The organism is Nonomuraea sp. LPB2021202275-12-8 (genome assembly GCF_037044575.1).
Taxonomy (GTDB): domain Bacteria; phylum Actinomycetota; class Actinomycetes; order Streptosporangiales; family Streptosporangiaceae; genus Nonomuraea.
In genome coordinates, this window is record NZ_JBAHWD010000045.1 from 49,931 (window position 1) to 61,232 (window position 11,302).

The window sequence follows — 11,302 nt, forward strand, 5'->3', positions numbered from 1 at the left end:
AGGACCTATGACTGATCAGGCGGCAGCCGTCCGGCCGGTGGCCGTGTGGCGGATCTTCCTGAGCTGGGCGCGGCCGTACCGTGTACGGTTGGCCGGGGGAGTCGTGCTGTCGTTGCTCTCCGCGGTGAGCGTCCTGGCGCTGCCCCTGATCACACAGCGGCTCATCGGTGAGGTCTCCGCGGGGGCCTGGCCGAGCGGGTCGATGCTGCTCATCGGCGCGCTCATCGTGGCCAATGTGCTGCTCAACGCGGGTAGCTGGGTCCTGCTCGACCGTACGGGCGTCATCTTGACCAGGGACGTTCGTCAGCGGCTCGCCTCGCGCCTGGTACGGCTGAGCGTTCCGGTCTTCGACCGGCTCCGACCGGGCGACCTCCTTGCCCGTACGACCGCTGACGCGGCGAGCGTGGACATACTCACCACCGACGTGCTCGTCGGACTGGGGATCTACGTCCCCGTGATCATCACGGTGATCGCCTTCATGGCGTATCTGGACTTCGCCCTGCTGGGGCTGACGCTGGCGGTCGTCACCGTCGCGTTTCTGGCCTTCCGCCTGCTCGCGCCCAAGATGCGGAGCGCGAGCATGGCCACGGCCGAGGCCGTGGGCACACTCACCGCGGATCTGGAACGCGCTCTGGGTGCCCTGCGCACCATCCGGGCGTTCGGCGCGGAGCGGGCGGAGGAGGCGCGCCTCCACGCGGGGGCGGACGCCGTACGCCTGGCCAGGACCAGGTCGTCGTTGTGGGGGGTGGTGTCCGCGAACGTCACCGGCATGACCTATCAGCTCGCGCTCCTGACGGTGCTGACGGTCGGTGGGGCCCGGGTCGCGACCGGAACCATCGAGGTCGGTGTGCTGGTGGCGTTCCTGCTCTACGTGTTCTACCTGATCGGGCCGATGCAGAGCGTGATCGCGGCGCTCGCCTCGTACCAGTCGGCCACCGCCGGGGTCGCCCGGATCGCGGAGGCGCTGGAATACCCCGCGGAGGGCCGGTACGAGCTCCCGCCGCCGCAGGCGGAGCGCTCACCCTTGAGCGTGCGTTTCGACTCCGTGCACTTCCGGTACGGCGACGCCGGACCGGTGCTCAGGGGGCTCACCTTCTTCGCCGCGCCGGGATCCGTGACCGCGCTGGCCGGAGCCTCGGGAGCGGGGAAGTCCACGGTATTCGGCCTGATCGAGAGGTTCTACGAGCACGAGGACGGCCGCATCCTGGTCGGCGACCGTGACGTCCGCGACTGGCCGGTCGCGCGGCTGCGCCAGGGAATCGGCTATGTCGAACAGGACTCCCCCGTCCTCGCCGGCACCATTCGCGACAATCTGACCTTCGCCGTCCCCGGCGCCGGCGACGCGGAGCTGGCCCACGTGCTCCGGCTGGCCCGGCTCGATGAGTTCGTGGCAGACCTGCCCGACGGGCTCGACACGCTCGTCGGGCACCGCGGCACCACGCTCTCCGGCGGGGAGCGACAGCGACTCGCCATCGCCCGTGCCCTGCTCCGACGGCCGCGCCTGCTCCTTCTGGACGAGGCCACCTCGCACCTCGACGCCGTCAACGAGGCGGCTTTTCGTGACACCGTCCGCACCATCGCGCAGACGGTCACCGTCATCGTCGTGGCGCACCGCCTCTCGACGGTGATGGACGCGGACCGCATCGTCGTCCTCGACCGGGGGGTCGCCCGCGCCGTCGGTACGCACGACGAGCTCAAGAGCACCGACGACCTGTACGCCGAGCTCATGTCCAGCCAGTCGCGGAGTGCCGCGCGCGTCACCCCCGGGTATGCGGATGAGCTGAACGAAGCCTGGAACCGGCTGGGGGCCGGCTCCTGAAAGTGTCCGGCTCCCGCTGGGGGAGCCGGGTGAGAGAAAGGAACGCGATGAGCTCTGCGAATTCGGGGTTCTCGGTCGCTGACCTCCCGGTCGACGTCTTCGAGCTGGAGACCGGCGACCTCGAGCTGGAGTCGCTGACCGGCGGTCACGGGATGCTGGAGTACGGCGCGTCCAGGAACTGCAGCTGCTCCTGCCAGTTGGTCGGCTGCAGTTGCTGCAGCGGGTCGCCCAAGGAACCGCGGTGACGCGGCCGAACGGCTGATTGACGCGGACCCTGCGAAGGGTCGGCCCGGCTCGGCGCATGCGCCGAGCCGGGCTCCCTTATCCGGATCGTGGAGGGAGACCGGTGAGCCCAGCGGAGGAGTCCGCCCAGATCGGCCCTGCCCCGGACGGGATGGGAAACGCGGTGGTCCGCGTCGCGGGACTGTCTTCGGCGGCCCTCGACGGGCTGCGTTTCCCGCGGCTCTCCGCCGCTGTTGACGACGTGCTGACCCGCCGCGACGGGCTCCGCGCGGAGGGACGCGCGATCGCCGACGCGCTTCATGCCGTGATCGGTGACCTGCCCCGCGACGACGTACGCCCCCGCGTCATCGGGCTCCGCCGGGCCCTGCACGCCGGGCGGCGGCCGGGCGCCGGGGAATGGAGGCGGGAGATCGCCGGGCGACTGCCGGAGGAGGTGTCGCGCAGGATCTCGGGCTGGCTGGCCGGGGCCGCCGCCCTCGCCGCCCTTGAGGACTCCCTCTCGGAGGTTCTCGCGGCCGCGCGGGAGTCTGGCCTGAGCGCGCTGTTGAAGGCCGCGATGGACCCCGGGTTCCGGCTCGCGCTCAGCGGTACGAGCCCCGTACTCGCGGGTGAGCTCGAGAAATGGATCACCGACCCGGCCAGGGAGCCCCGGGCCAGGACCATGACGACGGCGGCGCGCTACCTGGCCCGCGCCGCGACGAAGACCAGCCCGCTCAGCACGTTCACCACCAGCGGTCCCGTGGAATGGCGAGCCGACGGTCCCGCCGTCGAGGTGCGCCCGGTGGATCGGTTCGGCGTCTTCGAGCTCTCCTACTACCACATACGTGAGAGCATCGCCGGCTTCGTGGTGGAGCACGCGGCCACGCGCGGCCAGGCGCCGCTCACGCTCAACGCGTCGGCGCAGCGCCTGGGGGACCAGGTCGTCTACCTGAGAGGGCTGGGGGTTCTCGGGCTGCTCGGTGGCGAACGGTACTGTGCCGTCCCCGCGCGACCCTCCGTCCTCGCATTGATCGATCGACTGGGCGCGGAGCCGGGGGGACTGCCCCGCCACGTACTGCGCGAACGCCTTACCAGGGGCGATTCCTCCTTGACCGGTGAGGTCGACGCCTTCCTCGATCATCTGCTCGATGCCGGTCTCATCGTGAGCGGGCTGCCGATTCCGCACATCGACGACGTGCTCGCCGGATCCGCGGCGTGGGTATGCAGGCAAGAGGGACAGGAGACCGGCGAGTTGCCGGCCGCTCTGGAGCGGGCGGCCGTCGCGTTGGCGGCGCGTCCCGCGATCGACGACGCCGTTTCCTACCGGGCCCGTCGTGAGACGGTGGCGAGCAGGCTGCGCGAGCTGGCCGGGTTCGCCGGACCGGGCGGCCCGCACCATGCGATGTTCGCCTCGCTCACGACCGTCAACGTCCGCGATACGGCGGTCACCTCGGAGTCGCCCGCCGTCTGCTCGGCACGCGCATGGCGGCCGGTCGCGGAGGACCTGGACCTGATTCGCCGGTGGATCGCGCCCTTCGCGCCTCATCTACCGGCCAGGCTGGCTCTGACGGAACTCTTCGGTGAGCGGCTGCGGAAGCGAGGCCCGCTCTCCGCGATCGCGTTCTACCGTGAGTATCAGCAGGCTGTGACGGCCGCGGACGAGGTCGGCGCCGAGTTGCGCGGCAGCGTTCTCGGGCCGGCGGCGCAGCATCCCGAGGACAGCGTGCTGGCCTCGGTGAGCCGGCTGAGTGACGTGAGGACCTCGGCACTCGCGGCGCTGTCGCCCTACCCGCTCGGCGCCGCCGCTAAGGGATCCGCCGCTGGGGGTGTCGCCGTGCACGCGGGTGCCTTGCACACGGCCATCGCGAACTATCCGCATTGGGTGCCCGAAGTGCGATCTATCAGCGCTTTCGTCCAGCCCGTAGCCGCCGCCGGCGGCTTCGGCGCGGTGGTCAACGCGCTGGGCACCGGATTCGGTTCGGTACGCGCCCGCCTCGACCATCTGGTCGGTGGGCGGCGCGGCGCCGAGGTGGCGGACCCCGGAACCGGGCCGATCTACGCGGCGTTCGGCAGCCGATTCGGCATCTCCCTGAACGATCACCGGCGATGTCTCCCCTTTCACATCGGCGGCACGCCGGGCCTGGTCGATCGCGCCGACGGCGCCCGGCTACGGATCGAGGATCTCGTCGTCCGCCTCGACGAGAGGACCGGCCTCCTCACGCTGGCGACGACGCACGGGCGCGAGGTGCGCGTGGTGCACACGGGCGCGGCCGCGCGAGAGTTCCTGCCCCCGTTCTCTCTCTTGCTGACGGTGTTGTCCGGTGAGGCGCCTCCCCTCTCGGTCATACCTCCACCGCACCCCTCCCGTACCGCCAGGCGTGATCGGCGCTGCGACTGGCCTCGCCTGACCATCGGCTCGCTCATAGCGGGACGGGCGCAGACAAGATTTCCCGTTCGGTGCGTGCCGCTGCCCCGGCCAGGGGAGGAGGATGGCCGGTTCCTGCTGCGGCTCGCGGAATGGCGGCACGCCGAGGGGATCCCTCGCCGGTGCTTCTTCCGCACCCGTCTCGACCCCGAGAGCGTGAACGAGCGCCTCGCCAAGTCCGCGACGCCGTGGACGCAGACCCGCGAGAAGTGGCACAAGCCGATGTATCTCGACTTCGACAGCTGGCTGCTGGTGCAGGGGTTCGTCGCCGCCCTGCGCCGGCCCGGCGCCGCGCTGGTGACCTTCGAGGAGGCACTGCCCGACCCGCTCGCTTCGCCGGGTGGCGATCACCATGTCGCCGAACTGGTCCTCGACGTCACCGCCGGCTCGAAGCCCTGGGTCTCGGCCCTGCCAGGCGATGGAGTGTGACACACCCCGGGAACCCGTACGTTCACGCCGACGTGTCTGCGCCTGCCGATGATCACATCCACCCAGGTCACGACTCAACGAGGGCACAGCGTACGTACGCGAGTTCCGGTCACCCGGGAGACGGAAGCGCGTACGGCAGGATGATGCGCTGTGCTCCTTCGCCTGGCCTATCTGACCACAACCAGCACCGGGCCCATCAAGCCCTGGACCAAGCAGCGCCGCTGCGTCCGCCCCGGACCCGATCACTGACCCCGAGCGAATCACCGACCTGAACATACGCCGACGAGACCGGCTCGGCGGCGTCTTCCACGAATACTCACATGCCGCTTGACCTGCATGGACGGAATCATCGGCAGGCGCAGAGTTGCGGAGTCGCAACCCGGGCCTGTCAATACCTCGCAGGTCATCTCCTTCGTGGACTTCGTGCAGACGCGGCAGACTGTGCCCGAGCGGGATTGTCGGAGGCATGCGACTATCCAGACTCCACATTGCGGCGTTGACCGCGTCCGTGCTCACGTTCATCACGGCATTGGCCACCGAGGCGCTGCCCAAGCTGTCCTACACCACAGGGTTTGCGCCGTATTGGGTGACGGCTGCCGCCGCTCTGGCCGGTGCGGGCTTCGCCGTCTTCGGGCGGCCGGTCGCTGTGGGTTGGCTCTCGTCGGTGCTCTTGCTCTGGTCGGCGGGTGGGCTGGTACTCGACTGCTTCCGCGCGTTCTTCGTGGTAACCGGAATAGAGGCGGGGGAGTTCGCCCGGGTGGACGGGCCCGGAATGGCGGGACGGGCGCTCAGTCTCGCCACCACCGGATTCGTCGGGGCGCTGGCGCTGCGGCGCACCCGGCTGCCGAGCGGGCCGTGGCTCGGTTACACGGCCTTCGCGCTCGGGTTCGTCTATCCGACGGCCAAGCTGTACTGGTCGCTGGGCGGATCGCTCCTGCGCCCCGCCGGCTACTCCGAGGGATTTCCGTACGGCGAACTGATCATGTTGGCCATCGGGGCGGTTGGATCGTTGGCTCTCGTCCAGGCGTGGGGGAGGCATCTGCCGCGCGGCCTGGTGCTGCTCGGCGGTTGGACGGGAGCCGCTATGTTGAGCACCATGGGCAGCATGTCCGTTTTCGGTACCCTCTCGCAGCTTTTGGGCCTGACCGACGGACCGGTGCCGCTCGGTGACGCCTCAGCGGTCGTCATGGTCTCCTTCGTATATGGGAGCTGGTTGCTGTTCGGGCTCGCGGTGGCTGGTGCCACCCTGGCCTACCAACGGCAGACCGCCAGGGTGCTCAGGTGGTGACGCGGTGGACGGCGGGGCCGCGAACGTTCGACACGGTAGCCGCGTTCGTGGTCGGGGTACCGCTGTTCCTCCTCTCGGTCGTGGTCGCGGTGCTGTCGGTGCCCGGGGAGCGAGCGGCGATTCTGGTGGCGGCCTGCCTGTTGGCGCACGTGGCGTTCGCTTTCCGCCGGGACCTGCGCGCATTCCTCGTGATCGCCGCGGCGCTGGCCGTACAAGCCATCGTGACCGGGCTCTTCCTCGTCTTGCCGACCGTCGTGCTCTTCCCGCTCGCGCTCTACTCCTGCACCGCGTACAGCAGGCCGTATCCACCCGTGGTCGTGGGGCTGACGGGTGCGGGATTGGCCGCGGCCAGGTTTGCCACGGACTCCAGCGTCGCCGCCGCCCACCTGGGCCCCGACCCGTGGATGCTGCTGGGCCTGCTCGTGGCCATCGTGGTGGCGGCCTGGGGACTTGGGCTGTACCGCAAGACCGAGCTGGCCTATGTCGACCTGCTTAAGGAACAGGCCAGCGTGTCTGCCGCCCAGGCCACCCTGACCGAACGAGCCAGGATCGCCCGCGAGATGCACGACGTGGTGGCCCACGCGTTGGCCGTCATCGTCGCCCAGGCCAGAGGAGGGCGGCTGGTCCCCGACCGCGCCACCGAGGTGCTGGCCACGGTGGAGGAGACCGGACGCCAGGCACTCACCGAGATGCGCGGCCTGGTCGGCGTGCTCCGCTCGGAGGCCGCCGTCGGCGCCGAGAATGTCGAGCTGCGGCCACAGCCGGGGTTGGCCGAACTCCCGGAGCTGCTGGACCGGACTCGCGCGGCCGGGCTTGCGGTGACCATGACCACCTCCGGTACGGCGCGGCTGATCGGGCCGGGGGAGGAGCTGGCGCTCTACCGGGTGATCCAAGAGGCGTTGACCAACACGCTCAAGCATGCGGGCGGCGGGGCGAGCGCATCGATCGGATTCTCCTGGACGCCGGTGAGTCTGGAGGTGACCGTGGCGGACGACGGCCAGGCTCCCGCGACGACCGCGGGCACGGCATCGGGCAACGGGCTGGCCGGGATGCGCGAGAGACTGTCGGCAGTCGGTGGCACGCTCTCCGCCGGCACCGCAGGGGAGCGGGGCTTCGTAGTGACGGCCCGCCTGCCGTACCAGAAGGGGACAGCGTGACGATCCGGGTGTTCGTGGTGGACGATCAGGACCTCGTGCGGACCGGCACGAGCATGGTCATCCAGGCCCAGGACGACATGACCGTCGTGGGGGAAGCACGCGACGGTCTCGAAGCCCTGGCCATGCTCGGGAACGTCGTCGCCGACGTGGTGCTCATGGACGTGCGGATGCCCCGCCTCGACGGCGTGGAGGCCACCCGCCGACTCCTGTCCGGCGCCGGGCCCAAGGTCATCGTGCTCACCACATTCGACTTGGACGAATACGCCTTCGCCGCCCTCCGTGCGGGCGCCTCCGGATTCTTGCTCAAGGACGCGCCCGCCGAGGAGATCGTGGCCGCGGTCCGGACCGTGCACGAGGGCGACGCGGTCATCGCACCCTCCACCACACGGCGGCTGCTCGACCACGTCGCACCCACCCTGCCGCTACCGGTCGATCCGCCCATTCCTCTCACGGACCGTGAGCGGGAGGTCCTCCAGCACATCGCGCAGGGTGAGACGAACGCCGAGATCGCCGGACACCTCTTCCTCTCGGAGGGCACGGTCAAGACTCACGTTGGTCGTATCCTTGCCAAACTCCAGCTCCGTGACCGTGTCCAGGCGGTCATCTGGGCCTATGAACATGGCCAGATCCCCCGCACGCAAGCAGGCACGGGCGGCTGAACAGATACGTGCTGCCGTCGTCAGGTGGCGAGTGATCATGTCAGGGTGCTGGCGTCGCAGACCGGGCGCTATGCGCGGAGTACCTGATCCGTCGCACCGGCGGAGTGGTCGAATTGCTCGAGGCCTTGCCCAGGTGGCCGGATAGGTAACACCTGGCTGCCCAGCCACACACTCACGGGATGATCTGAATCGTCACGTCTCGATGCTATACCGGGAATATACCAGCCGTCGTTAAGCTCGTTTCCAACCAACCTTCCAGCGGGTTTTCCGCAATTCTCAACTTCAGGAGTACGCTATGAAGAATTCTTCCCGTGCTGGTGCGGCGGCGCTGATTGCTGCAGGCATCCTTATCGTCGGCGCGAATTCGGCTCTGGCGGCCGAGCCGCAGTCCAAGGCTGAGCGCATCATCTCTGCAGAGGATCTCAGGCAGAATGTCCTTCAGGCTGTCGCACTGGAGCGGCAGAATGGCGGGGCGGAGCTGAGCGCCTGCACCGGTGGCAAGCAGCCAAGGTGAGCGCTGTGGAAGCCAACGAGCCCGCTCCAACATGGTGTCCAAGTGGTGAGGCACACGCCGCGGAGTCCGTTGTCCTGGGTGTGCGTTCGGGCCGTGACGGCCGTTTGACATACCTGGCGGACCCGGTGCCGGCCGCCGATGTCCTCGGCGACATCCCCGCGGACGTCGAGCCCCGGCGCGTTCTGAGATTCGCATCGCACTGCGTCACTGATTGCGTGAATCGGCAGGGCAACGACTGCGCGCTTGTCAACAGGGTGCTGGCGAAGCCGTCCGAGGGCCAGGCCGTTCCTCGATGCCATCTCCGCGCGCAATGTCAGTGGTGGCACCAGGTCGGTGTCGAGGCCTGCCGCCGCTGCCCCGCCGTGTCGACCCTGCACTACATCGATGACGAACTGGCCGAACTGGTGGCAGATCCCACTACGACGCGGGCACAACTTGACGCGTGGATCGCGGCGGCGGACTGACACCTTGGCAACCTGAAGGACGGCGGTCGCGTAACCGGGTTTCCGGGACCGCCCGTCGCCCTTTGACATCGCGGGTATCTCCGACGGACCGCTGAATCGCGAAGTGGGTCAATGGCATTACATGTAACGAGCTGAAGCGGCACCTGTCAGGCTCCCGCCTGGGCCTTCGCGAGTTCGACGACGCGCCCCTCGTGGTCTTGGGCCTGGGTGCGGGCGCCCTGGTCGCCTACGAGGTGGCGGGCCTGCTGCCGAGGAGTACGGCGTCCGTCCGGCTGCACTCGCGGTCTCGGCCTGCCCGGCCCCTGGCTGGTCGAGGGCTACCGGACGCCTGCCGTACGGGCCGTGGACTGTCCGATTTACGCCTACTACGGCGAGCAGGACGAGGACACGGATCCCGCCCAGGTGCGGGCCTTCCCGGCGGCCTGCTGGACTACCACGTGCGGGCGTCGGTGGGCGACCTCGTCCGTCGCGTCGACGCGCCCGCTCTCCAGCGTGGTGCGCAGGGTGTCGCGGGCCCAGTCCACCAGACGTCCGGCGAAGCCCCGGTCGGCGAAGACGTGCCGGATCGGGGTGGTCAGGTACGCCGACAGCAGGGCAGTCTTGCCGGCTCGCGGCCGTGACGAGCAGGCCGGTGGTGTCGGTAATGACGAATCGCTTGCGGCCGTGACCTTCTTGCCCGCGTCGTAGCCGCGGCTGTCGCGGCCGACGGTGTCGGCGCCTTTGACGCTTTGCGAGTCGATGACGCCCGCCGACGGCTCGTCATCGCGGCCGGCCTGTCGGCGGACCTGGAGACGCTGACGGCCGCCGATGTGACGGCGTTCATCCTGGCCTGCAGGCAGAACGTCGCATCGGCGACGGTGCAACGCGCGGGGCGCTGCGATCGCTGCTGCGCTTCTTACACCTGCGTGAAGTGACCGGCTCCCCTCTGGTGGGGCCGTGCCCGCGGCCGCGGGCTGGAAGCTGTCCGGGCTTCACCAACCCAACACCAGCGCGAGGGCGTCGGGGCACCAGCGAGCGGTGGGGAAGAAGCGGTGCGCGCGGCAGTGATGCCACACCCGTTCCAGCCCGGCGCCCAGCAGAATCCCGCACGCCGTGCGCCGCCGCGTCTGTGCGATCACCCCCACCACAAGAGCGGCGAACGGGCGATGACCTGGTGCGGTGAAACACGACCGGAACACCGCCAGCAGCGCGGCCGGCGAGGCTAACGTGCCATCTGGGAGCATCGGCGGATTCACCTCCTACCAGGGTGCTACAGACACGCCGATGCTCCTCCGGCATCTCCATGCCCGCCCCGCAGCCCAGCGAAGGCACGCGGAGACATCTCCCTCGCTACACGACACGTCGATCTTGGACAACTGCGAACACGAGGTCCGGATACCGCGGATGAACTCCATCGTGGAGCGCTGGATCCAGACCTGCCGGCGCGAACTGCTGGACCGGATTTTGATCTGGAACGACCACCATCTCCACCACGAGCTGCGTGAGTTCGAGACCTTCTACAACGAGCACCGGCCGCACTGCGCTCTCCGACAGGCAGCTCCGCTTCGACTACTTCCCGATTCCGACACTGGGCCCCACTGGAATCGCATCGCTCAACATCCGCCGACGTGATCGACTCGGTGGTGTGCTGAAGGAGTACCGGCATGCCGCCTGACCTGGCCGCATGATCAATCGGCACCCGCAGGGACTGTCGCCGACCTTCACGCCGCCCGCCCTCCTCTTGCAGCGGGTGTTCGGCCGACTGTTGTCGCCGGGTCGCTCGCGGCCAGGCCTGAGCCTGACCAGCTGCCGGGCTGATCTCGCTGGGCCTTGGCGGGCCCCTGCCAGGCGTTCTCCCGCCAGTCCAGCTGTAGTGACACCAATTGTCCCGTGACGCATTCTTGAGGCAGCGGCGAACAGAAGTCAAAAAGACCCGCCGTATCCAGGTCGAGAAGGGACGTAAAATGGCTCGCATTAAGACGATCGCCGGGGTTCGGGCAGTCTTTCTTATGGCATGCATCAGTATCGCGCTTATCGGTACCCATCTCGCTTCGAGCGCGTCGGACGGATTCGGATGGGGCGGGACGTCGATTACGGTGGCGGCCGATGAAGAGCCGGGCGGATTCGGCTGGGGCGGGACGACGCCTGACTCGACGACTTGATGCAGATCTCATCACTGCGCATCGCGCCGCTGGTGTCGTTCGCCCCCGAGACCCTGCGGGAGTTGCTGGAGGCGAACATCACCCCCGATGCGGGACTGGAGCACATACAGGTCCGAGCGGGCCCAAATGGGTTGCAGATCTTCGCCTTCTTCCACTCGACAACGGCCCCCGAAGCAGAAGCCAG

11 protein-coding genes and 1 pseudogene are annotated in these 11,302 nt (G+C 69.0%); 10 read left to right on the forward strand and 2 right to left on the reverse strand.

The features are described 5' to 3' along the window. The first annotated feature begins 7 nt into the window (after positions 1 to 7). The 8 genes from V5E28_RS43945 (at position 8) to V5E28_RS43980 (ending at position 8,977) form a co-directional block, all read left to right on the forward strand. Complete coding sequence (locus V5E28_RS43945; protein ID WP_336216082.1) at positions 8 to 1,819, forward strand: ABC transporter ATP-binding protein; 1,812 nt, start codon at positions 8 to 10, stop codon at positions 1,817 to 1,819. Between the two features lie 47 nt (positions 1,820 to 1,866). Further along, complete coding sequence (locus tag V5E28_RS43950) at positions 1,867 to 2,064, forward strand: thiomuracin/GE37468 family thiazolyl RiPP peptide (protein ID WP_336216083.1); 198 nt, start codon at positions 1,867 to 1,869, stop codon at positions 2,062 to 2,064. A gap of 101 nt (positions 2,065 to 2,165) precedes the next feature. Further along, positions 2,166 to 4,895, forward strand: coding sequence for a lantibiotic dehydratase (locus V5E28_RS43955; protein WP_336216085.1), 2,730 nt, complete (start codon positions 2,166 to 2,168; stop codon positions 4,893 to 4,895). Between the two features lie 496 nt (positions 4,896 to 5,391). Then, positions 5,392 to 6,183, forward strand: coding sequence for a hypothetical protein (locus tag V5E28_RS43960; RefSeq protein ID WP_336216086.1), 792 nt, complete (start codon positions 5,392 to 5,394; stop codon positions 6,181 to 6,183). Further along, positions 6,177 to 7,340, forward strand: coding sequence for a sensor histidine kinase (locus V5E28_RS43965; RefSeq protein ID WP_336216087.1), 1,164 nt, complete (start codon positions 6,177 to 6,179; stop codon positions 7,338 to 7,340). The genes V5E28_RS43960 and V5E28_RS43965 overlap by 7 nt, the downstream gene beginning before the upstream one ends. Beyond that, positions 7,337 to 7,999: a response regulator transcription factor gene (locus tag V5E28_RS43970; RefSeq protein ID WP_336216088.1), complete on the forward strand. Its 663-nt coding sequence runs from the start codon at positions 7,337 to 7,339 to the stop codon at positions 7,997 to 7,999. The genes V5E28_RS43965 and V5E28_RS43970 overlap by 4 nt, the downstream gene beginning before the upstream one ends. Before the next feature lie 295 nt (positions 8,000 to 8,294). Next, positions 8,295 to 8,513 carry a hypothetical protein gene (locus V5E28_RS43975; protein WP_336216089.1) on the forward strand — a complete coding sequence of 73 codons (219 nt, stop codon included), beginning with the start codon at positions 8,295 to 8,297 and terminating at the stop codon, positions 8,511 to 8,513. A 5-nt stretch (positions 8,514 to 8,518) separates the two neighbouring features. Beyond that, on the forward strand, positions 8,519 to 8,977 hold the full coding sequence (locus V5E28_RS43980) for a hypothetical protein (protein WP_336216091.1): 459 nt from the start codon (positions 8,519 to 8,521) through the stop codon (positions 8,975 to 8,977). 485 nt (positions 8,978 to 9,462) lie between these two features. Here V5E28_RS43980 and V5E28_RS49850 read toward each other — a convergent pair. Both V5E28_RS49850 and V5E28_RS43990 read right to left on the reverse strand, forming a co-directional pair. Beyond that, a pseudogene (locus tag V5E28_RS49850) lies at positions 9,463 to 9,759 on the reverse strand (transposase); the annotation flags it as partial. A gap of 189 nt (positions 9,760 to 9,948) precedes the next feature. After that, positions 9,949 to 10,212, reverse strand: coding sequence for a hypothetical protein (locus V5E28_RS43990; protein WP_336216092.1), 264 nt, complete (start codon positions 10,210 to 10,212; stop codon positions 9,949 to 9,951). Positions 10,213 to 10,360: 148 nt separating this feature from the next. Here V5E28_RS43990 and V5E28_RS43995 point away from each other — a divergent pair, with 148 nt between their 5' ends. After that, positions 10,361 to 10,588: an integrase core domain-containing protein gene (locus V5E28_RS43995; RefSeq protein ID WP_336216093.1), complete on the forward strand. Its 228-nt coding sequence runs from the start codon at positions 10,361 to 10,363 to the stop codon at positions 10,586 to 10,588. 529 nt (positions 10,589 to 11,117) lie between these two features. After that, positions 11,118 to 11,302 (forward strand): hypothetical protein (locus tag V5E28_RS44000; RefSeq protein ID WP_336216095.1); only part of this gene is annotated, 185 nt, incomplete at its 3' end.